14 protein-coding genes are annotated in these 22,016 nt (G+C 64.0%); 6 read left to right on the top strand and 8 right to left on the bottom strand.

Going from position 1 to position 22,016, the window contains the following annotated elements; genetic code table 11:
- Positions 1-6: 6 nt before the first annotated feature.
- On the top strand, positions 7-900 hold the full coding sequence (locus BLQ28_RS09095; RefSeq protein WP_093238519.1) for an NAD(P)-dependent oxidoreductase: 894 nt from the start codon (positions 7-9) through the stop codon (positions 898-900).
- Positions 901-1,342: 442 nt separating this feature from the next.
- Here BLQ28_RS09095 and BLQ28_RS09090 read toward each other — a convergent pair whose 3' ends face one another.
- The 5 genes from BLQ28_RS09090 to BLQ28_RS09075 all read right to left on the bottom strand — a co-directional run bounded on the left by BLQ28_RS09090 (position 1,343) and on the right by BLQ28_RS09075 (position 8,602).
- Positions 1,343-2,839: an ImmA/IrrE family metallo-endopeptidase gene (locus tag BLQ28_RS09090; protein ID WP_093238517.1), complete on the bottom strand. Its 1,497-nt coding sequence runs from the start codon at positions 2,837-2,839 to the stop codon at positions 1,343-1,345.
- Positions 2,836-3,249, bottom strand: a complete 414-nt coding sequence (locus tag BLQ28_RS32575; RefSeq protein WP_143012456.1) for a hypothetical protein — start codon at positions 3,247-3,249, stop codon at positions 2,836-2,838. Before BLQ28_RS32575 ends, BLQ28_RS09090 begins: the two co-directional genes overlap by 4 nt.
- A 381-nt stretch (positions 3,250-3,630) precedes the next feature.
- Positions 3,631-3,900: a hypothetical protein gene (locus tag BLQ28_RS09085; protein ID WP_093238516.1), complete on the bottom strand. Its 270-nt coding sequence runs from the start codon at positions 3,898-3,900 to the stop codon at positions 3,631-3,633.
- Between the two features lie 764 nt (positions 3,901-4,664).
- Positions 4,665-7,544: an ExeM/NucH family extracellular endonuclease gene (locus BLQ28_RS09080; RefSeq protein ID WP_143012455.1), complete on the bottom strand. Its 2,880-nt coding sequence runs from the start codon at positions 7,542-7,544 to the stop codon at positions 4,665-4,667.
- A 170-nt stretch (positions 7,545-7,714) separates the two neighbouring features.
- Positions 7,715-8,602, bottom strand: a complete 888-nt coding sequence (locus tag BLQ28_RS09075; RefSeq protein WP_093238513.1) for a LysR family transcriptional regulator — start codon at positions 8,600-8,602, stop codon at positions 7,715-7,717.
- Positions 8,603-8,893: 291 nt separating this feature from the next.
- On the opposite strand from BLQ28_RS09075, the gene BLQ28_RS09070 reads away from it, so the two are divergent.
- Positions 8,894-12,439 (top strand): indolepyruvate ferredoxin oxidoreductase family protein, encoded by a 3,546-nt coding sequence (locus tag BLQ28_RS09070; protein ID WP_093238511.1) that lies wholly within the window; start codon positions 8,894-8,896, stop codon positions 12,437-12,439.
- 1 nt (position 12,440) lies between these two features.
- Here BLQ28_RS09070 and BLQ28_RS09065 read toward each other — a convergent pair whose 3' ends face one another.
- The gene (locus BLQ28_RS09065; protein WP_093238510.1) at positions 12,441-13,085 is read right to left on the bottom strand and encodes an HAD family hydrolase; all 645 of its coding nucleotides are present in this window, start codon (positions 13,083-13,085) and stop codon (positions 12,441-12,443) included.
- Between the two features lie 296 nt (positions 13,086-13,381).
- On the opposite strand from BLQ28_RS09065, the gene BLQ28_RS09060 reads away from it, so the two are divergent.
- Positions 13,382-15,493 carry a hypothetical protein gene (locus BLQ28_RS09060; RefSeq protein ID WP_093238508.1) on the top strand — a complete coding sequence of 704 codons (2,112 nt, stop codon included), beginning with the start codon at positions 13,382-13,384 and terminating at the stop codon, positions 15,491-15,493.
- Between the two features lie 798 nt (positions 15,494-16,291).
- On the opposite strand, the gene BLQ28_RS09055 is transcribed toward BLQ28_RS09060, so the two are convergent.
- Entirely contained in the window at positions 16,292-17,056 is a 765-nt protein-coding gene (locus BLQ28_RS09055; protein WP_093238507.1) for an SDR family oxidoreductase, read from the bottom strand.
- A 283-nt stretch (positions 17,057-17,339) separates the two neighbouring features.
- Between BLQ28_RS09055 and BLQ28_RS09050 the strand changes: the two genes are divergently transcribed.
- Together BLQ28_RS09050 and BLQ28_RS09045 are read left to right on the top strand one after the other, a co-directional pair.
- Complete coding sequence (locus tag BLQ28_RS09050) at positions 17,340-19,505, top strand: sensor histidine kinase (protein ID WP_093238505.1); 2,166 nt, start codon at positions 17,340-17,342, stop codon at positions 19,503-19,505.
- On the top strand, positions 19,502-20,116 hold the full coding sequence (locus tag BLQ28_RS09045; protein ID WP_093238504.1) for a response regulator transcription factor: 615 nt from the start codon (positions 19,502-19,504) through the stop codon (positions 20,114-20,116). The genes BLQ28_RS09050 and BLQ28_RS09045 overlap by 4 nt, the downstream gene beginning before the upstream one ends.
- A 25-nt stretch (positions 20,117-20,141) precedes the next feature.
- On the opposite strand, the gene BLQ28_RS09040 is transcribed toward BLQ28_RS09045, so the two are convergent.
- Positions 20,142-20,381, bottom strand: a complete 240-nt coding sequence (locus BLQ28_RS09040) for a hypothetical protein (RefSeq protein ID WP_093238502.1) — start codon at positions 20,379-20,381, stop codon at positions 20,142-20,144.
- Positions 20,382-20,639: 258 nt separating this feature from the next.
- Here BLQ28_RS09040 and BLQ28_RS09035 point away from each other — a divergent pair, with 258 nt between their 5' ends.
- Positions 20,640-21,983: an MFS family transporter gene (locus BLQ28_RS09035; protein WP_093238501.1), complete on the top strand. Its 1,344-nt coding sequence runs from the start codon at positions 20,640-20,642 to the stop codon at positions 21,981-21,983.
- The last annotated feature ends 33 nt before the right edge of the window (positions 21,984-22,016 follow it).

Here is a 22,016-nt window from a genome sequence, read left to right as displayed (position 1 = left end):
CAACACATGACAACCACTGAACAGCAGCAAGCGCCGCGCAAAGTCGGCCTCGTCGGCGTCGGCCTCATGGGCCACGGCATCGCCAGCAACATCGTCAAGCACGGCCACCAACTAACCGTGCTGGAACACGCCGGCAACCAGCCGCTCGACGCGCTGCTGAAGGCGGGCGCCACGTCGGTGGCCGATGTCGCCACGCTGGCCGCGCAGGTTGACGTGCTGATCCTTTGCGTCACCGGCACGCCGCAGGTCGAAGCCGTGATGCTGGGCGACAAGGGCGCGCTGAGCACCCTGCGCCCCGGCACGGTGGTGATCGACTGCTCGACGGCCGTGCCGGCATCGACCGCCAAGGTGGCCGAGGCTGTGAGCGCAAAGGGCGGCAAGTTTCTCGATGCGCCGATGACGCGCACCGCGAAGGAAGCCGCCGAAGGCCGGTTGAACCTGCTCGTGGGTGGCGATGCCGAAGTGCTGGCCTCGTGCCTGCCGCTGCTGCGCTGCTTTGCCGAGAACATCACGCACGTGGGCGGCATTGGTGCGGGCCATGCGATGAAGCTGCTGCACAACTTCGTGTCGCTGGGCACTGTCGCGTTGCTGTGCGAGGCTGCGGCCTGCGCAGAGCGCGCCGGCGTGAAGCCCGATGTGTTCGTCGATGTGCTCGCCAAGGGCGGCGGCAATGGCGTCGCGCTGGAACGCGTCAAGCCCAAGCTGCTGACGGGCAGCACCGATTCGCTGAAGTTCTCGATGGCGAATGCGAAGAAGGACCTGGGGTACTACAACGACATGGCGGAGCAGTCTTCTTCCAGTCATGGCATTGCGCAGGCCGTCGATGCGCTGTTGACGCATGGGGTCGAGAAGTTCGGTGGCGACCGGATGGTTCTCGATCTGGTCGAAGCGCTGCGCTAAGTACGCTTCGAGTTTTTTCGGGGGGCAGGTTCATTCGGGGGGCAGGTTCATTCGGGGTGCATGCGAATGACACCGGGTGCTCCCCTCCGCGAATGTCCCCCGCTTCGCTCCTCCTTTATTTCGCTGCGGGGAGCACCCGGCGTCATTCGCACGATGAGCGCGGCTGTGGCTTGGCAGTTCGCGGTTCGTGCGCTGCTGCGGATTGCAGATGGACATGCGCCGGCGCACCACTGAGCTTTCGCTAGAAACGGGCACTGGATAAGCAGAACTCCGAAAGGCGGGATTCGGCCACAGTCGAGATTGGCATGACTGCGTTCGATGCTCGCTTCAGGCTGTCAGCAACCGATCGATTTTGACGGCGAGACAGCCGCTTCGGTCAGCAGCAGCCATAGCCGCCGGATCACTGCTTCCGATTCTTTGAGAGGCGGCATGCCAAAGCGGCCTAGTGACGCCAACCTCCGCCTTGCTGAAACTCTTCGTCAGAAATCAAATCCAGGTTGTGCATATGCTCGCGCAACGCGATTATCCCGATCCCAAATCGTTCGGAGAGGTTCTTCATCTGCCCGCTGAGCTCGGCACCTGTCAGCGCCTTACTCAAGGCATGAGGCGTAGCGAGAAACATCGCAGCAAACGCATTTGCTCGCTTCTCAACACGTATTGACGCCCATGGACCACTAACGTGAGAGAGACGCTTTGCACTAGACCGATCAAAGAGAATATGACAAAGCTCGTGAGCCAGCGTGAAACGCCTGCCTCCCTTGCTGGCATTAAATTTATTTTTTTCATTGATCAAGATCGCAGGCGAGAGCCCAGCGCCCGCAATAGCAACGCCGCGGACACTCGCCGTATCTAGCGCCTCACTGTGAATTTTAATGCCGAGATCGTAGACAATTTGATGGATATCTACGAATGCCGTTTGATGATCAATGCCAAGGGATTCGCGGACTGCGTAGGCGAGTTCGTAGCCGTGCGCGTATGGCTGAATGAATTCATAAATAGACGGAGACGAAACGAGTGACTTCAGCCCATCACTTTCACCGCCGACTCTGTGCTGAACTAATAAGTCAAACAACCGAAGAATGTCCTGCTCCCCAAAGTTCACATTTAGCCCGCCAAACATAAGCGCTGGCGTGTCGAATTCAGCAATTACTGGCGCGTCTGGTAGAACCCTTCGATTCGGAACCCAGTGCGATGCTTTGCGTGCATTCTCAATGACAGAGCGAATGGCTTCATTTGCAAAATGCGCTGCCTCTAACTCGGCGGCGGCTAGCCCCTTCACATCAGTCAACTTCGACTTCAAGATAGCTACCTGATGCTTGTCTTCCTTTTCCAATGCGGGAGCAGTTTTGACGGCCCATTTTAGAAAATTCCACAGGGGCTCAGCGACGTCTTCCACTGGTAGAAGCGCCGTGCCTGGCTTGAGCTTCAATTCAAAACCATCGGGGGGGAAATCGGGCTGCTGGTCCAGCCATGAGATTTCAACATTATCCTCCACCCGTCGAATAAAAACATCGGGATATAGGGCGCTTGGATCGGCGGAATGCAATGCATGACGCGCCCACCACTCACGAATTGTTTTATAAATTTCTCGGTCAGGCCTATATTCAGAAGCAATAAATCTTTGCAGGTCGGCGGAAACCGTGATCGCAGATGAATCGGCAGGGCGCGTTGGCCAAGCGTAGGCCTCTTCGTGCATCAACCATTTCCACTCGCGGATAAGCCAAGCAATCACAGGGCCCAAATACCATCTGATGGCATCTTTCTGTTCCCCATGAATTTGATGATCCGTCAGTGAAACACCACCAACGACAATTTTGAGTTCACCCATCGACCATCCAAAATCCTTGGGAAGCAACTCACGTGGCTCAGCATCCCTTAGCCACTGCGCAGAGATTTCAAACCGTTCAGGATTTCCAAATTTCATCATGTTGGTTATCACGAATCAGAATCCAAGGCCCAATGGATATCTTTCTTAGGGTAGTCCTTGTGCAGCTTGACCTGCTTATTTGTCACAATTTCCCGATCAAGCCAGACATTCATAATTTCAATAGGTACGCTCTTCCACGGAATCGGATAGCCATGCCACGTACCATCGTTTGTTGGTTTCGCCTCAAACGCTATTCCGTTTTTTGTCGCGTATCGTCGCTCCTCGCCGCCAGGGTGCGGCACCGCGATACTGAAAAGCTGGTGCGCCTCTGTCTTTAACCAGTCGTGCTTAAAGGGGTCGCTTTCCAGCCTCGCTCCCAAGGCTAAATGTGTCCATTCAGGGCACAACGTCCCTTTTGCGCCCTCTGAAGGCCGGCTCTTGTGTTTCATTGAGCCTCTGTACAGACTCGTCGTCTTGTTCATGAGATTTTTGCTGCGCTAGCCTATTGGCGAAGCGAGCTGTCGCACGCCCCTCGATGGATCTTCTAGTCTACCAATCGCTCCGCCGCCCCTCACCGCTTTGGCTGATGCGGTCCCAGTGGGCCCCTCTTCTTGGCGGACGACAGAAGTCCGCTCAATACCGTGCCTTGGCATGCCTCCGGCGAAGGGGAGTAACCGCTGCAAAGCGGATGCTCACATTGTCTGTAGACGATCGGCACGGAGCGCATGGCTGCCACTGAGGCCTACCCCACAGGCAACCTCAACCGAACCGGATTCCCTCCATCACAAAGGCTTCAGCCGCCGTACCTCAAAGGACCTGTTCGTCAGAGCGGGCCGCGAAGCACGCGACCCGCAGACCAGCCACTAACCGCCGGTCTCAAGCGCTCCGCATCGCGCCTTCTCGCTCACCTGAAACAACTCCCTGGCCTTGCGCGCCAGTTCAGCCGCAAGCCAGAGCAGGTTGTCCAGTTGACGAGGCCCTTCACCGCTGCACCAGTCGATGTCTTCCCCGTGGCAGACCCACAGCAGGGCTTCGAGTTGAGCGAGGGTGTTTTCGAGAAGATCCGCCGGGTCTTGGGCATTTTCTTCGGAAGCTGCCGGCGTGCGGGGCCGGGCTATAGTCTTGGTAGCCATTTTTGTGCGTTTCCTTCCAAGGTGTGTGCACGAACTTGGTTAGACGGCCGGGGTGTTGATACCACCCTGGCCGTCGCCTTTTGATACCTCGCTTTTGCATCGCTGCTTTCGCACCGACAACCTGCCGCGAGGCAAGCAGCCTTCAAACATTCAATGGCTTTGCGTGTGTAGCGCCTTCCGTGTCCCCTTGTTGGGGCTTTGAGTGACAGGGGCAATCACTTTAGAGAAGAGCGCGGCGCGGTGGCGATTTCGTGCGGCAGGAAGTCTCGACGAGCGCCAACAAATGCAGCTTCCGCAATGCGCTGCGCGCGAACCTCGCAGGCCCCGTGCCGAGCCAGTCCGCAGCGGCACTGAGCGCTCACGCTGGCGGGGTGCCTTGCGCAGCGAAACAAAGGAGGAGGTGCGGTAGCCCGAAAGGCCGGGGGACATTCGCGGAGCAAGGTACCCCGTCGGCGTGTGCGTCGCCCTGAATGATCCCGAACCCGAGCCTCAAGACACCCCGCGCGTCAACAGATGCCGACTGCGCCGAGCACGCGGGCGTCAAGCCCTGCGTGTTCGTAGACGTGCTCGCCAAGAGCGGCGGCGTGCCATGGATGCCCTGCTCACGCAGGGCGTCGAGAAGTTCGGGCTCGACCGGATGGTGCTCGATCTGCTTGAAGCGCTGCGCTGAAGCGAGGCGCTTCTTTTCCGGATCTTCTTCCGGCCTTTTCTTGAAGCTTCATCCGGCGCGCGCCCCGTGCGGGCACGCGCCGGCGAGCCTCAGTTCAGGGTGTATGCGAACCCAAGCCTGAAGCGGTATCGATGGGATAGCTGTCCCACTGCACCGACGGATCGAAAACGGCAGTTGCGTTCGGGTCGCCCGAAGTGATGCCGGCCTTGCGGCGCAGCGTCTGGTCTTGCGAGCTGACGCCGTTGCTTATCCAGGCACTTGCCGGACGAAAGCCGAGCTGGCCGAACCGATCGATGACCACGCCCGACTTCTCCAGCGTCAGGGCATCGTCGCCGTTGAAGTTGACGGCACCGCTGGTGATGGAGCCCGCCACCTTGAACTGCGCCGCGGCGCTTGCATGGACCAGCACCACCGTGCCACCTGGCAAGAGCGATCCGCTCAGCGCCTGTGTGCCGGTCGCCGTGGTTCCGCCGTTGGCGTACAGCTTGACGGTGTACAGGCTCAGGTCCACCGCGGAGGCGGTCGGGTTGTAGATCTCGAGCGCCTTGTTGTTGGATGAACCTTCCACGTATTCGCTGAAGAAAAGGTCGGGCGGACCCGGCGGCACCACCACCACGGGTGCGCTGACAGTCACGCGGCCCGATTGCATGGCGGTCTGGCCGGCGGAGTTGGCCAGGGTGACCACCACCGTGTAGGTGCCCACGGCCGGATAGACATGCGTCACGGCGCCGGTGCCAGGCGGCAAGGAGGTGTTGCCGTCGCCCCAGTCGACCGTCAGGGAAGTCATCGTGGCCGAACCACCGGGCGTGGCTTCCGAGATGTCGACGCTGACGGTCTCGCCGGTCTTCGCGGATGTCGGAATCGTCGCGCTGACGATGGGCTGGCTCACCGCGGCGTCGGCCGCCAGGTTCAGGCCCACGAGCACCGGGTCATGGTCCGATGCACGGAACGGCGTGGGCGCATAACGGTCGTCGGTCGTGAAGTCGGTGTTGTAGTCGAGCGCAGTGGGTTCGTCGGAGTTGATGTGCCACACGTTCACGCCGCTGACCTGCGTGGCCAGCGAAGCCGAGACGTAGGCATGGTCGAGCGCGCCGGTCTCGCCGCCGAACACGTAGGTGTAGCGGTCGCCCACGGGCATGCGCTTGAGCAGGCTCTCGTGGCCCGCGGCCTCGAGTTCCTTGGTCGGGTCTTCGAGCAGGTAGCTGTTGAAGTCGCCCATCATCAGCACGTCGGTCTCGCCCATGGCCTTGAGCTTGCCGACGAAGCTGTTCAAGGCCTTCGCCTGCTGCACGCGCGCCAGGTTCCAGCAGCCCTGCCCCTGGTCGGTGTCGCCGGTCGTGGGGCAGCTGCCCTTGCTCTTCAGGTGGTTGACCACGAACCAGAAGCCGCCGTTGTTACCCACCGCGCTGAAGCGCTGGGCCAGGGGCGGCCGTCCGCTGGCGGCGGTGTAGTCCGTCAGGTCGGTGCCCGTCGGCAGAACGACGTTGCCGACGCGCTGGACCTTCGCGGGCTTGTAGAGGATGTCCACCTTGATCGCGTCGGTGCCGAACACGCCGCTGCTGACCGATGCATAGGTATTCGCACCGACCTTGGCGTTGAGCGCCGCGACGAGGTTGCTGGTGGCCACGTCGGTGTTCTGGATTTCCATCAACCCCACCACGTCGGCGTCGAGGCCCGCGATGGCGGCCACGATCTTGGCCTGCTGCCGCTGGAACTCGTTGAGGTTGTTCGCGCCGCGGCAGGTCGCCGCCGATGCGGGCCCGGTGCCGAACGAACAGCCCTGGCCGGTCTGGCCCGCGGCGTTCGTACCGTCCTGGAAGGTGGTGAAGTAGTTGAGCACGTTGAGGCTGGCCACCTTGAGCGAGCCGCCGACCACAGGGGCCGTGAGCTGGCGCGGATTGGCCTGCGCGAACACGGGCGTCACGGTCGGCTGGATGCGGTAGGCGCCGAAGTTGTGGCTCAGGATGCCCGTGACCTTCTGCGTCGTGTCGCCCATCCGGCGGGTGCCGTCGGTGCCGGCCGCGCTCAGGTACGGAATGGGGTTGGGGTTCGAGCGCGAAGAGCCGTCGTCCAGCACGATGCGCGAAAGCATGTTCTGCGCATGGGTGGCCGTCGAGTTGCCGTTGGTGGGGTTGAACTGGCGCCCGTTCAGCGACAGCACCATCTGGCCATAACGACCCAGCTCGAAGAGTTCAGTCACCGCCAGGGGCTGCGAGATCTCGACCAGCATGCCTTCGTAGCGCTCCAGCGTGGATTCGTCGGCCACCGGCAGCGTGATCTTCGTCGGGGCAATGGTCATGCCGCTGGCGCAGACGCTGATGGCAAGCGGCTCCTGGCTCGTGCCGGCGATCTGCGTGATGCTGTCGGGCTTGGCCCCAGCGGTCGTGGTCTGGCCGAACTCGGCGACTACGCCGGAGACCTGGACGAAGTCGCCCACGGCCACGCGGGTGGCACCGCTGGGGGCGTAGACGAAGACGCCTTCCGAGGTCATCGGATCGGCATCGGGGTCGAGCTGCTGAACGAAGAAGCCGTTCAGCTTGACGGTCGTGGTGCCGGTGTTCTGGAAGTCGCCAACGACCACGCCGCGCACGGTCACGGCCTGGTTCGCCAAGGGGCTGATGTCGCCCGTGCCTTGCACCGACGAGATGGCCTTCAGCGGCGCGCTGGCCGGAATGGCGGCGGTGCACGTGGCCGATGAAGGCGGAGGAACGACCGGCGGGTCCACGGCCGGCGGCGTCACCTCGGGCGGCGGCGTTGTCACGACCGGCGGTGTCGCTTCGGCCTGCGTTGCTGGCGGCGGCGTGCCCGCAGGCGTGTCACCGGCCGGCGGTGTGCTGCTGCTGGCCGGCGGCGCAGCAATCAGCGGAAAGGGTGCGTTGCCGCCACCGCCGCCGCCGCAGGCGGTCAGCGCGATGGCCGATGCCAACGCCAATGTCTTGAACAGCCACGTGGGCCCTGATCCTCGATGTGTCATGTGGGTTTCTTTTGTATTTGGGGGAAAGGTCCGGCAAGCGAACCGCAGCCGTTTATATGGACCTTGTGTGTAACCCCCGAGAAACCCAACGCCAGAGTGGTCGTTTTGCAGCAACCCCTTGCCGATCCGCTCCAGCAGCCCCTTCTTTGACGACACCAGGGCTGAAGCCGCTATGGCATGCCGCGCGCCAGCAAGTGATCGACAAGCCGCCGCTGCGGAAAACTCAGCGCCTCCTGCCGTGTGCAGAGATACATGCGGCGCGAGGCCCATGCATCGGTGAGATTGATGAAGCGCAGCTTCATCTCCTTGCGATACGTCGCCGCCGCGCCCTCGGGCAAGATGCCCACGCCCATGCCCGCTTCGATCATCCGGCACACGGCCTCGAAGCTCTTCACCCGCACGCGAAGCCGCAACACCTTGCGCGCGCTCATCGCCGCGTCTTCCATCGTGCGCGAGATGGCCGAGTCGTCTTCGAGCCCCACGAAATCGAAATCGAGCAGCTCCTCGAACGACACCTCGCGGCCGCGCAGCGGATGCTTTTGCGGCGCGATGGCCACGAGCCGGTCGGTGCGGTAGGGAATGAAGTGCAGCGCGGGGTCGGCCGCCTCGCTGGTGATCACGCCGACATCGGCCTGCCGGTCGCGAATGGCCTGCACGATGTAGACGCTGCGGTGCTCTTCCACGCTCACGCGGATCTCGGGGTAGCGCTGCCGAAAGCTCGCCACATCGTCGGGCAAGAACTGGCCCATGGCCGACGCGTTAGCGTGAAGGCGCACACGGCCGGTCGCGCCCTGCGCGTAGTCCGACAGGTCGGCGCGCATGCGGTCGACGTCGCGCAATATCTGGCGCGCATGCATGGCGAGCGATTCGCCGGCGCCGGTGGGCGTCACGCCCCGCGAGCTGCGGTTGAGCAGGCCAACGCCGAGCTGGCTTTCGAGGATCGCCAGGCGCCGGCTCGCGGCCGACAGCACCATGTGGCTTTCGGCGGCGGCCTTCGACAGGCTGCCGTGCTCAATCGCGCGCAGAAAAAGCGCCAGCGAATCCAGGTCGGGTCTCATCGCGTTCTCGTTGTGGGGACGGGCACCGGGCCCGGGGGCGGACATTGTCGGGCCTGCCGGGGTCTTGCGGGATTCGCAAGGCCGCCGAATGCCTTTCGGCGAAACGCCATCGCCAAAGACAAATCTTCCGTAAAGCACCCGAACCCGCCTCAACGAAGAAGCACTTTCCGCGCGCAACGAGGAAGAATCGTTGCTGCCCCGCCGTCTACCCCGGCGGGGCGTTTCGCGGGCCGGCCCTCTACCGGGGCCACGTCCGCATTCCACGAGTCCTACCCGGAGTCTTTTTCAGTCATGGCATCCCACGAACTGGCCAGCGTTGCGCTGGACGACAAATACACGGCCACCGAAGGCCGGATCTACCTCAGCGGCATCCAGGCGCTGGTGCGCCTCATGCTCGTGCAGAAATGGCGCGACCAGTCGGCCGGCCTGAACACGGCGGGCTTCGTCTCGGGCTACCGCGGCTCGCCGCTCGGTGGCCTGGACGAAGCGCTGTGGAAAGCCCAGCCGCAGCTCGAAGCCAACGCCGTCAAGTTCCTGCCCGGCGTGAACGAAGAGCTGGCCGCCACCGCCGTCTGGGGCACGCAGCAGGTGCACCTGACCGGCGAGGCCGCGGTCGATGGCGTCTTTGCCATGTGGTACGGCAAGGCGCCCGGCGTGGACCGCTGCGGCGACGTGTTCAAGCACATGAGCCATGCGGGCACGTCGCCCCATGGCGGCATCCTGCTGGTGGCGGGCGACGACCACGGCGCGTCGTCTTCCACCCTGCCCAACCAGAGCGACCACCTGTTCGCGGCCTCGATGATCCCCATGCTCTATCCGCAGAGCGTGGAGGAATACATCGAACTGGGCCTGCACGGTTTTGCGATGTCGCGCTTTGCGGGCCTGCCGGTGGGCTTCAAGGCGCTGGCGGACACGGTCGAGTCTTCGGGCTCCATCGCGGCCGGCGCGCTCGACGTGCACACGCGGCTGCCCGAAGGCTTCGTGTTTCCGCCGGGCGGCGTGCATGCGCGGCTGTCGACCGACACGCTCGGCGTGCAGGCGCGCAAGCAAGAGGCGCTGATGCAGGACTACAAGATCTACGCCGCCATCGCCTATGCGCGCGAGAACCGCCTGAACCGCGTGACCATCGACTCGCCCAAGGCGCGGCTGGGCATCGTGGCCTCGGGCAAGTCGTACCGCGACGTGCTCGAAGCGCTCGAAGAACTGGGCATCGACGCTGACGAGGCCGCGCGCATCGGCATCCGCCTGTTCAAGGTGTCGATGCCGTGGCCGCTGGAGCCCGACTCGATCCGCGAGTTTGCGGATGGGCTCGAAGAGATCCTGGTGGTCGAGGAGAAGCGCCAGATCGTCGAATACCAGCTCAAGGAGCACCTGTACAACTGGCGCGAGAACGTGCGCCCGCGCGTCATCGGCAAGTTCGACGAACAGGGCGAATGGGGCGCGCATCCGCGCGGCCACTGGCTGCTGCCGGCCACCGCCGACTTCTCGGTGGCGCAGATCGCGCGCGTCATTGCCGGGCGTGTGGCACGCTTTCATACCAGCGACCGCATCCGCATGCGGCTCGCGATTCTCGACGCGAAGGACGTGGTGCTCGGCAAGGCCGTGGCCATGCCACCGCGCCCGGCCTGGTACTGCGCGGGTTGCCCGCACAACACGTCGACCAAGGTGCCCGAAGGCAGCCTCGCGCTCGCAGGCATCGGCTGCCACGTGATGGCGACCGCCATCTACCCCGAGCACAACAAGACCACCACGCACATGGGCGGCGAAGGCGCGCCGTGGCTGGGGCAGGCGTGGTTCTCCAAGCGCAAGCACGTGTTTGCCAACCTAGGCGACGGCACCTACTACCACTCGGGCTCGATGGCGATCCGCGCGGCGGTGGCGGCCGGTGTGAGCATCACCTACAAGATCCTCTACAACGACGCGGTGGCCATGACCGGTGGCCAGCCGGTGGACGGGCCGATCAACGTGCCGCGCATCGCGCACCAGATGGCGGCCGAAGGCGTGAAGCGCCTTGCGCTGGTGGCCGAAGACCCGACGCGCTGGGCCGACCGCAGCATGCTGCCGGCCGACCGCGAAGGCTTCGTGCTCACCGTGCACCACCGCGACGACATGGACGCGGTGCAACGCGAGCTGCGCGAGTTCGAGGGCGTCTCGGTGCTGATCTACGACCAGGTGTGCGCGGCCGAAAAGCGCCGCCGCCGCAAGAAGGGCGAGTTTCCACAAGCCGCGCGGCGCGTGTTCATCAACGAAGCCGTGTGCGAAGGTTGTGGCGACTGTGGCGAGCAGTCGAACTGCACCGCCCTGCTGCCGCAGCCGACCGACCTGGGCCTGAAGCGCCGCGTCGACCAGAGCGCGTGCAATGCCGACGAGTCGTGCATCAAGGGCTTCTGCCCGAGCTTCGTGACCGTGGAAGGCGTGAAGCCGCGCAAGCAGGCGCCAGTGGTGGCGAAGGCAACATCCGAAGAACCACCGCTGCCCGAGCCCGCGCCACTCGCGCTCGACGGCATGCACAACATCCTCATCACCGGCATCGGTGGCACGGGCGTCATCACCATCGGTGCGCTGATCGGCATGGCGGCGCACCTCGAAGGCAAGGGCATCAGCGTGCTCGACATGACGGGCATGTCACAGAAGAACGGCTCCGTCACTTCGCATGTGCGCATCGCGCGCGATGCGGCGCAACTGAAGGCGCAGCGCATTCCCACCGGCGAGGCCGATTTGATCCTGGGCTGCGACATGCTCACGGCCGGCGCGCCCGACGCCATCGCACGCATGCGGCCGGGGCGCACCTATGCGCTGGTCAACACCTTCGAGCAGCCGACCGGGCACTTCGCGCAACAGCCCGATTGGGAGTTTCCGGCCGCGCAGGTGCGCGCGCTGATCGAGGAATCGGTCGAGGGCCGCGCCGACTTCATCGACGCCACGCAACTGGCCACGCGCCTCATGGGCGATGCGATTGCGGCCAACCTCTTCCTGCTGGGCTTTGCGTTCCAGAAGGGCTTTGTGCCGCTGTCGGCCGACGCCTTGAACAAGGCCATCGAGATCAACGGCGTGGCGGTGAAGGCGAACCAGGCGGCGTTCCGCTGGGGGCGCAAGGCCGCGCTCGACCTCGCGGGCGTGACGCGCGAAGCCACGCCGTCGAAAGTCGTCGCGCTGCAGCGGCCGCAGAGCTTCGAGGCGCTGGTGGCGCATCGCATCGAGTTGCTGACCGCGTACCAGAACGCGGCCTATGCGCAGCGTTATTCGGAACTGGTCGAGCGCGTGCGCGTGGTCGAGCAGCGCGAGCGCGGCAGCAACGTGCTGGCCAAGGCCGTGGCCTCGGGCCTGTACAAGCTCATGGCCTACAAGGACGAGTACGAGGTCGCGCGCCTGTACGCCGACAAGCGCTTCATGGAAAAGTTGAGCGAGCAGTTCGAGGGCAAGCCCACGCTGCGCTTTCACCTCGCGCCGCCGATGCTCGGCCGTCGCGATGCCGAAGGCCATGCGGTCAAGACCAGCTTCGGGCCGTGGATGCTGGGCGCATTCGGCCTGCTCGCGAAATTCCGTGGCCTGCGCGGCACGGCGCTCGACCCCTTCGGCCGCACCGCCGAACGACGCATGGAACGCCAGTTGATCGACGACTACCGCGCGATGGTCGAAGACCTGCTGGCGCGCTTCGATGCCATCGACTTCGACACCGCACTGTCGCTCGCGCGGCTGCCAGAGCAGATCCGCGGCTTCGGGCATGTGAAGGAAGAGAGCGTGGTGTCGGCGCGGGTGCGGTGGCAGGCGCTGGTGAAGAAGCTGGATGCTGCGGCAGCAGTGCCGCAGCGCGGCAAGGTCAGCGCCGTCTTGTGAGTCAGTGGTCCGCGCCGTGGGGTGGAAGCGGCGGCAATGCGTTGCCGTCGCCCCGCAGCCACGGCCGGTCGGCCCACGCGAGCATCTCGCGGTCGCCCCGGCTGTCGCCGTAGGCGTAGACCGTGGCGGGGCGCTCTCCATCGCCCAGCCATTGCTTCAAGCGCACCACCTTCTGCGGGCCCCAGCAGTTTGGGGAAGCCAAGTGGCCGGTGAACCTGTCGTCGGTGAATGCAAGTTCGGTCGCCAGCACCGCGTCGAAGCCCGCTTGCGCGGCCCACACGTTCAGGTAGAGCGACGGGGACGCGCTGACCAGCACCAGCCGGTGCCCACGGCGCTTGTGCTCGCGGACTCTGTCGAGCATCTCGGGGCGGATCATCTTCGGCAGTTCGTGTGTCGCGAAATGCCGCGCGGCGTCTTCCAGTTCGCGCCGCGCCATGCCGCCGATGGTGGCGGACAGGAACTGCGCCTTGGCGGTGCCCCGGTTGCAGACGCCGGCCCATGCGCCTGCCAGCCAGGGTGATGAACGCAACGCGCCAGTGGCGAAGCGCCCCTGGCCGACCAGCCCGTGCACGAATGCGCGCAGGCTGTCGGAAGTGGAAATGGTGCCGTCGAAGTCGAAGGCGGCGAGGGTGGGGGTGTTGGGCATCCGGGGGGGCTTGCGCTGGAGCTGCGGTGCGCGGAGGACTGGAGTTTATCGAGGCTCTTGTGCCACGCCGCCAACAAAGCCGAAGACCCCAGCGGCAGGATCAGTCAACGCTAATTTGAAGAAGCCACCTGAACTTCGCCTCTCGGTCCAGAGTGGATCTTCAGTATTCCGCCAGCCGGCCGTTTGCGCGCTATTCACCTCGGAGCTTCTCTAACGGCATACTGAAGCACGCCGGTTCTGTACGATCGTTTGCGTTCAGTTTTCGCAAAGAAGTACTTCGAAGCCTAGGCATCACAGTGAAGGAGTCCAACATCGCGACCGATCTTATCCAGCAGATTTCAGACTCGGCAGGCTCAAGGTATCTCAACCGTGCCTATCAACGCAGCTTCTCGCTCAACGTGTTCCAGATGAATGCGGTGGAGCTTATGGAGGCGGTTCAGAGGATCAGAGACCCCGATCAGGCCATAGCTCTGATGATGGAAGGAAATCAAGAAGCCGGACGTCAAGCCCATCGCGAACTGAACCGTTACGTCCACAACTTCGTTTCATCCGCCTTGACTCTCGTTGAGCACACGCGGGTCTTCATGAGAAAACACTACGCCGGCCTTGAGCTTCTGACAACCTATGAGGAGCAGGCGAAAGCGAGTTTCGCTGGATCGGCTGTGGCGCAGTTCGTCCAAGGACTTCGCAACTATATGCTGCACAGAGGCCTTCCCAATTCCAGCATGTTTATGCACTTCACGGCCAATCCGGACGCAAAGGATAGTTCTGGAACGGCGCAAACCGGTGTTCGCTATGACACCGCGTCGCTTTTGAACTGGAAGGACTGGAAGCCCGTCGCCCGCATCTACTTAGAAAAAGCCGGGGAGTATTTGGACCTTCACGAGTTTGCACAAGAGTACCTAACGCTCGTCAACCAGTTCCACGGATGGCTGGATGCGACTCTTGCGGCACACCATCAGGCTGACCTTCAGGAACTCGAACAGATTCGGGCACAGCTTCAATCGATTGACTCGACGAGACGGACATCTTTCACTGCGCCTGCCGAACAGCCCGATTCCGACGCTGTTGACCCCTTTGAATTCACTCCGATGCAGGAAACTGAAATCGATCGGATTTCCTCCGCTCTGCTGGGCAACATTCGTGAGCTTCACTTCCAGAAAATTCCCAAAGGGTTTGAGACCGAAAGGCCAATCACTACGGTCACGGACCGCGAAATAGTTGGGCCGATCACATTCTGGGGAAAGGAGGTTGGTGGAGAAGACGCCTTCATGTTTATCCGCCAAGAGGAAAAATCCTACGGCCTGCGCGAGAGTGACTATGAGGCCCTTGACGGTTTGATTGACGCGGTCATGAAATCAAATTGGGCTCGCGCTGGCTTAAGCCGTGAGTTTGTTGAGCAAGCCTTCTGCGAGTGGGCTAGAGAACGATTCTTTACGGCCGGGGAGTTCTTCCCAAAGGCCTTGAGTGTCGCGGCACGAGGAAGTCTCAAGAAGATCGAAGTTTGGGCGCCTATCGCAAACATGGAGGTGGAACAGGGATTCGATTTCGGCCCCGTCCGCGTCGAATCCATTACAGCTACTGCGATGGAAGACCTGCTTCGCAGGGTACCCTCAACTCGACCGGAGCAAGAGAAGCAAGTTAACCAACTATTCGAAAGATTGAGACGGGAGTTTCAAGGATACGCAGTCGTGGTGGTATCGATTGAGGCAGAGCCCATAGCCGCGCAAAAACGTGCACTGCAGATCGCTCAAGATGCCGTGAGCTTACTAAGATTCTTCTCACCAGCGGCGTCACGATCATTCATGTTTAGTCCAGTTGCTCTTATGGGCGCGGACTACATTCCGACATCAAAACTGATCGTTCTTCCGGAAAAAGGTTTTATCCTTAGCGAAGGTACTTTGCCAAGATCTGTGGGCTACTGGCGTCTATCAACGCAGCAAGTATCCGTACTCAAGTCCGACCTCCTAGACGTCGCGGCATCGCTCGTAGTACCAGAGAGCCTGAGCGATTTTGCGTTGTCGGTACGAGCGAGCCTCATGACCTATAGCAAGGGCACCACTGCGGCAGACCCACTAGATCGTCTGCGAAGCTGTGTATTTTCCCTTGAGAGTATTTTGCTCAGACACGAGATGGAACCACGAGCGCATAGCGTCTCTAATCGTATGAGCTTCCTTCTCGCTCATGGCGAAACTGATCGCGACGCTATTAAGCAGACCGTTCGACAAATCTATTGGCTGCAGGAGCAGCCCCAACTGACAGCACAAAGCCGCCGAGAGGACGCGTTGCTTACGGTCTTCGAGTCCTATACCTACGATGTTCTGCGCCTAGCGCTTAAGAATTCTCCGAATTTCCATTCGAAGAACCAATTCGTTATGGAAGTCGACAGGGTAGGTTTGTCTACTTAACCTGCACCTCGAAGGGCCGTCAGCGGGAGTCCCCTAGAGTCCGTGTTCGGACCAGAGCAGCCGCTTGATTCGACTTCGCATTGAACCGTCCACGACAGAAGTCTCTCCTCTTCTATCGGCACCATCTCGATCTCCATTGGCCTACTGCGCCCCCTGTTGGCACCGCACAGCAAGCGCGGTCCGCCCTCTTCACCCCGCCGCATCCATCACCCGCGAGGGCACCACCGCGATCAAGGAAAAATTCCAGTCGCCGCGCCGGTCGGCCCTGTCCCCATGCCGCCCCTCACGCCCGAACCCACGACCTCCAGACCTCGCCCCGGCCAGCGCACGCTGTACGCCTGGGCGGCGGCCGTGTTGGCGGCGCTCCTGCTGATCGGCATCGCGGGCCAATGGGCCGCGAGCCGCGAGCCGCGAGCCGCGAGCCGCGAGCCGCGAGCCGCGAAGCGAGCTTCCAGGCGGACTCGATCCGCCGCGCGATGGAAGTGCATGTGCTGGGCCTGCGCGATGCCGCCGGCAAGTACAGCTACCTGCCGCTCACGTGGGCATACACCCCGACGTGCTGGCCTCACTGGCCCATCGGCAAGACCCGGCCAGCGACGAGCTCCGATCCTCGCTATCAGCATCGGCCACGACCCGCATACGTATCTCAAAGACACACTACAGCGACTGTTCACGCGTAGGGTCGGTCACATCGACGAGTAGCTCCCTAGCTCACAGCCCTTACGCCGATCCGCGTAACGGACGGCCGACGTCATGCTCGGCCGTCAAGGCGGGGGCAACGGATCAACGACCTCATCATCAACTGCGATTGATCGACACCCCCCCATCCACAAGCAGCGCCGCCCCAGTCATAAACGACGCAGCATCAGACGCCATATAAAGAACCGACTGCGCCAACTCTTCCGGCGTAGCAATACGCTTGAGCGCATGCAGCCCTGCCACATGCGCCATCGCCTCAGGCGAGTCGCTCATCTCCCGGCCCATCGGCGTATCGACACCACCAGGCAGGATCGCGTTGACGCGAACCGCCCTCGGGCCCAGTTCGGCGGCAAGCGATTGGGTCAATCCGATCAGCCCCGCCTTGCTGGCGGCGTAGGCCGCGACGCCCGGAAACCCGACGGTGTAGCCGACGAAGGTCGAGGTGAAGATGATGCTTCCGGCACCACGAGCCAGCATCGCCGGTATCTGATGCTTCGCCCCAAAAAATGCGCTGGTGAGATTGGTGGCGATGGTGTCGCTCCAGCCCGCCGCCGATATGCCTGATGTGGGGCCCATTTCGCCGAGTGTCCCCGCGTTGTTGAACGCGATGTCCAGGCCGCCGAAACGGTCGATGGCGGTCTGCACGAGAGCCTGCGCATGCTCTTCCTCTCGCACATCGCCGGCGACGCAAACGGCCCTTCCGCCCTTGCCGGTGATCTCTTCGACGAGGCTTTCCAGTTCAGCCCTTCGGCGACCGGCGACGACCACTGCCCCGCCCTCGCGCGCGAACAGCTGCGCCGTGGCGCGCCCGATGCCTGAGCTGGCGCCCGTCACGATCGCGACCTTGTTTGCAAGCACATCCATGTTTCTCTGATCCACATATTGAGTTGATGAGCGCGCAGCATGTGCGCTGCGGTGTTTCGTGTCTGGTCGTTTGTGGACATCCGATTTCGATGGAATTCGCACGACGAGTGGCTGGCTCCGCGTCGGGTCGTCAGTCAAGATGAAGCGGCTGTGCGGCTGCCTTGTTGGCACCGCACAGCAAGCGCGGCCCCTGCCCTCTTCGCTCCGCTGTATCTCCCGCCCACAAGGGCGCCGCCGCGATCAAGGCAAAATTCCGGTCGCCGCGCCGGTCGGCCCTGTCCCCATGCCGCCCCTCACGCCCGAACCCACGACCTCCAGGCCCCGCCCCGGCCAGCGCACGCTGTACGCCTGGGCGGCGGCCGTGCTGGCGGCGCTCCTGCTGATCGGCATCGCGGGCCAATGGGCCGCGAGCCGCGAAGCGAGCTTCCAGGCGGACTCGATCCGCCGCGCGATGGAAGTGCACGTGCTGGGCCTGCGCGATGCCGCCGGCAAGTACAGCTACCTGCCATTCACCGCAGGCATGCACCCCGACGTGCTGGCTGCGCTGGCCCATCCGCAAGATCCGGCCACGCGGCAGCGCGCCAACCGCTACATCGAGGAAGTGAACCGCCTGGCCGGCTCCGACGACCTGTACCTGATCGACCTGCAGGGCCTGACGCTGGCGGCGAGCAACTGGGCGACGTCGCACAGCTTCGTCGGGCAGTCTTACGCCAACCGGCCCTATTTCATCGACGCCCGCGCGGGCCGCAGCGGGCTGTTCTACGGCGTGGGCCAGACCACGGGCGAGCCGGGGCTGTTCATCTCGGCGCCGGTGCAGCCCGAGGGCGGGCCGGTGCTGGGCGTGGTGACGGTCAAGGTGAGCCTGCGCGAGTTGCAAGAGGCCTGGGGTTTCGCGCGCGAGCCGATCCTGCTGACCGACGCGCGCGGCATCGTGTTTTTGAGTTCGGTGCCGGCGTGGCTGTACCGGGCCAACCGCTCGCTGGACGAGACGGACCTGAACTGGGTGCAACGCCACCAGCAGTACGGCCCGCGCACCAGCTTCCCGCTGCTGCCATGGAAGGTGGCACGCGACGAAGGGCAACCGGGCTACCTGGTGCGCACCGACATCGACGGCAAGCCGCGCCGCTTTCTCGCGGTGGACGAGCCGCTGCCCGACCTGGGCTGGACGCTGACGGTGATGGCCGACCATTCGGAAGTGACGAACGCGCGCGAGCGCACCTGGATGCTGGGCCTGCTGTGCGCCGGCGTGCTGCTGCTGGGCGGCCTGTACTGGCAACTGCGCGAGCGCCGCTTCGCCGAGCAGCGCGATGCGCGTCGCGACCTCGAACTGCGGGTGCGCGAGCGCACGCACGCGCTCGACGAAGCGCATGCCTTCCGCAAGGCGATGGAAGACTCGCTGCTGGTCGGCATGCGCGCACGCGACCTCGAGGGCCGCATCATCTACGTCAACCCGGCCTTCTGCGAGATGACCGGCTACAGCGCTGACGAACTGCTCGGCAAGCTGCCGCCCTACCCCTACTGGCGCCCCGAAGACACCGCGCAGCACTGGCGCGAGTACGAAACCATGATGAGCGGGCAATCGGCGCTCTCGGGCTTCGAGTCGAGCGTGCGGCACCGCGACGGGCACGAGGTCATCACGATGGTCTACACGGCGCGGCTGATCGATGTCGAGGGCCGCCACAGCGGCTGGATGAGCTCGGTGGTCGACATCACCGAGCAAAAGCGCGCCGAGTTGCGCCAGCGCCAGAACGACGAGCAGTTGCAGCACGCGCAGCGGCTGGCCAGCCTGGGCGAGATGGCCTCCACGCTGGCGCACGAGCTGAACCAGCCGCTGATGGCGCTGAGCAACTTCGCCAGCGCGGCCAAGGCCTTTGCGGAACAGGGCAACCAGTCGCTGCTGGTCAGCAGCCTGGACGAAACCGTGGCGCAGGCCCAGCGCAGCGCCGAGATCGTGCGGCGCATTCGCGGCTTCGTGCGCCAGCAGACGGTGGGCGCCGAAGACTGCGCGGTGGCCGCGCTGGTGACGAACGCGCTGGCGCTGTTGCAGGGCGAGATGCGGCTGCGGCAGGCCCGCGCCGAGGTGCGCATTCCGCCCACGCTGCCCGCCGTGCGCGGCGACCGCGTGCTGCTGGAGCAGGTGCTGCTGAACCTGCTGTCGAACAGCCTGCAGGCCATGCAGGCCACGCCGCCCGAGCAGCGCGTGGTCGAGGTCGAGGCCGAGGTGCTTGGCGGCCGCATGCACATCCGCGTGGCCGACCACGGGCCGGGCATCGATGCCGCGCTGGCCGAACAGGTGTTCGCGCCCTTCTTCACCACCAAGGCTGGCGGGCTGGGGCTGGGCCTGAACATCTGCCGCACCATCGTGGAGGCCCATCGCGGCCGCCTGTCTTTTGCCAACCGGGCCGAAGGCGGTACGGTCTTCACCCTGGAACTGGAGATTTCATCGTGAATGCGCTTGCCAACAACCTGTGCGTGGTGGACGACGACGAAGCCGTGCGCCGCTCGCTCGGCCTGCTGCTGCTGTCGCGCGGCTACGCGGTGCAGACCTTTGCCTCGGGCGAAGACTTCCTGGCCGGCGCCGACCTGCAGCGCGCGGGCTGCGCCGTGCTCGACCTGCGCCTGAGCGGCATGAGCGGGCTGCAGGTGTTCGATGCGCTGCGCGCGCAAGACAGCCCGCTGGTGGTGCTGTTTCTCTCGGGCCATGGCGACATTCCGATGGCGGTCGAGGCGGTGCAGAACGGCGCCTTCGGCTGGCTCGAGAAGCCCTGCAACGACGAGCGCCTGCTCGACAGCATCGCCCGCGCGCTGCAGCAGGCCGGCGATATTGCCGTGCGCCGGCAGGCCCGCCAGGCCGCGCAGGCGCTGTGGGCCAAGCTCACGCCGCGCGAGATGCAGGTGGCGCGGCTGGTGGCCGAGGGGCTGCCGAACAAGCGCATCGCCCTCGAACTGGCCCCGCTGGAGCTGCGCACGGTGGAAACCCACCGCGCCCATGTGTTCGCCAAGCTGGGGCTGTCGAACAGCCACGAGCTCGACCGCTTCCTGCGGGAGTACGGGCTCTGAGCGTCGGCGGCCCGGCCGCCCACGCTCAGGTGACGAAGAAGCGGTCCTGCCCGTCCTCGGTATCGAAGTAGGCCTTGTGCGTGCGGCGCACCGGCCGCCCGTCGGCCAGCCGGTAGCTGACGCGGGTGCAGACCGGCTGGTAACGCTTGGTGATGCTCACGCGCTCGGCATAGGCGCGGCACTCGATCACGGTGTTGCGGTGGTCGAAGGCATCGACCACCTCGATCCGGTCCGTTTCGCGGATGACTTGCTCGTAGGTCGCCATGGTTTCTCCTTGCGCCAGTGGGAGAGAGAGCCGGGAAATGACCCGATTGGAGATTCCCATGCCTACTACGTGCTGACTTGGCGGGTGGATGCGCGGGTTTGTGATGAAAAAGGTCTAGGTATTTACCCTTGCGTACACCTACGCAGCCGCGCGGCCGGAGGCTACGGACGACGGCGCGGGCACGGCGCGCCAGACTCGCCGGCACGGCTTGCCGCGTCCTCGCGGCGGGCCGCAGCCAGAAGAGACAAGGATTCCTCCATGACCGCCATCGCCAGTCCGGGCGCCAGCGCCGGTGCCTCCGGCACCGAAGCCGCCGACACCACCCCCTACACCTTCGAAGAAAAGCGCAAGCGCATCTTCGCGATCTTTGCCGCTTCGTCCGGCAACCTGGTGGAGTGGTTCGATTTTTATGTCTACGCGTTCTGCGCCATCTACTTTGCGCCCGCGTTCTTTCCCAAGTCGGACCCGACCGTCCAGCTGCTGAACACCGCCGGCGTCTTCGCGGCCGGCTTCCTGATGCGCCCCATCGGTGGCTGGCTGTTCGGCCGGCTGGCCGACCGCAAGGGCCGCAAGACCTCGATGGTGACCTCGGTCGTCATGATGTGCGTGGGCTCCCTCGTCATCGCCTGCCTGCCGACCTACGCGCAGATCGGCGCCGCCGCGCCCGCGCTGCTGCTGGTCGCGCGGCTGCTGCAGGGCCTGTCGGTCGGTGGCGAGTACGGCACCACCGCCACCTACATGAGCGAGGTGGCGATGCGCGGCCAGCGCGGCTTCTTCTCGTCGTTCCAGTACGTGACCCTGATCGGCGGCCAGCTGCTGGCCGTGGTCGTGGTGGTGGTGCTGCAGCAGTTCCTGGACGAAGCCGAGCTGCGCAGCTGGGGCTGGCGCATTCCCTTCGTGCTGGGCGCCGTGGCGGCCATCGTGGCCCTGATGCTGCGCCGCACGCTGACCGAGACCGCCAGCACCAAGACCCGCACCGCCAAGGGCGCGGGCAGCGTGGCCGAGCTGTTCAAGCACCACAAGCGCGCCTTCTTCGTGGTGCTGGGCTACACGGCCGGCGGCTCGCTGATCTTCTACACCTTCACCACGTACATGCAGAAGTACCTGGTGAATTCGGCCGGCATGTCGATCAAGACGGCCAGCAACGTCATGACGGCCTGCCTGTTCATCTACATGTGCATGCAGCCGCTGTTCGGCGCGCTGTCGGACCGCATCGGCCGGCGCAGCAACATGCTGCTGTTCGGCGCGCTGGGCGTGCTGATGACGGTGCCGGTGCTGACCAGCCTGCAAAGCGTGAGCAGCCCGCTGATGGCTGGCGTGCTCATCACCGTGGCACTGGCCGTGGTGAGCTTCTACACCTCGATCAGCGGCATCGTGAAGGCCGAGATGTTCCCGCCGGAAGTGCGCGCGCTGGGCGTGGGGCTTTCGTATGCGGTGGGCAATGCGATCTTCGGCGGCAGCGCCGAGTACGTGGCGCTGGGGCTGAAGTCCATCGGCCACGAGTCGTACTTCTACTGGTACGTGACAGCGATGATGGCCGTGGCCTTCCTGGTGAGCCTGCTGCTGCCGAAGCAGGCGACCTACCTGCACAACGACAAGTAAACAAAGCCGCTGCGGGGGCCAAGCGCCCGGCAT

Origin of the sequence: Variovorax sp. EL159, from assembly GCF_900100965.1 — a bacterium.
In the GTDB taxonomy this organism is placed as follows: domain Bacteria; phylum Pseudomonadota; class Gammaproteobacteria; order Burkholderiales; family Burkholderiaceae_C; genus Variovorax.
The sequence above is the reverse complement of the archived record's forward strand: the minus strand, read 5'-3'. Positions and strand labels throughout refer to the sequence as shown.

Bases quoted from the DNA above. Each gene is read 5' to 3' on its own strand.
- BLQ28_RS32575 (WP_143012456.1), bottom strand. From the start codon at position 3,249: ATGAACAAGACGACGAGTCTGTACAGAGGCTCAATGAAACACAAGAGC.
- BLQ28_RS09085 (WP_093238516.1), bottom strand. From the start codon at position 3,900: ATGGCTACCAAGACTATAGCCCGGCCCCGCACGCCGGCAGCTTCCGAA.
- BLQ28_RS09040 (WP_093238502.1), bottom strand. From the start codon at position 20,381: ATGGCGACCTACGAGCAAGTCATCCGCGAAACGGACCGGATCGAGGTG.
- BLQ28_RS09050 (WP_093238505.1), top strand. From the start codon at position 17,340: ATGCCGCCCCTCACGCCCGAACCCACGACCTCCAGGCCCCGCCCCGGC.
- BLQ28_RS09075 (WP_093238513.1), bottom strand. From the start codon at position 8,602: ATGAGACCCGACCTGGATTCGCTGGCGCTTTTTCTGCGCGCGATTGAG.
- BLQ28_RS09095 (WP_093238519.1), top strand. From the start codon at position 7: ATGACAACCACTGAACAGCAGCAAGCGCCGCGCAAAGTCGGCCTCGTC.
- BLQ28_RS09065 (WP_093238510.1), bottom strand. From the start codon at position 13,085: ATGCCCAACACCCCCACCCTCGCCGCCTTCGACTTCGACGGCACCATT.
- BLQ28_RS09070 (WP_093238511.1), top strand. From the start codon at position 8,894: ATGGCATCCCACGAACTGGCCAGCGTTGCGCTGGACGACAAATACACG.
- BLQ28_RS09080 (WP_143012455.1), bottom strand. From the start codon at position 7,544: ATGACACATCGAGGATCAGGGCCCACGTGGCTGTTCAAGACATTGGCG.
- BLQ28_RS09055 (WP_093238507.1), bottom strand. From the start codon at position 17,056: ATGGATGTGCTTGCAAACAAGGTCGCGATCGTGACGGGCGCCAGCTCA.
- BLQ28_RS09035 (WP_093238501.1), top strand. From the start codon at position 20,640: ATGACCGCCATCGCCAGTCCGGGCGCCAGCGCCGGTGCCTCCGGCACC.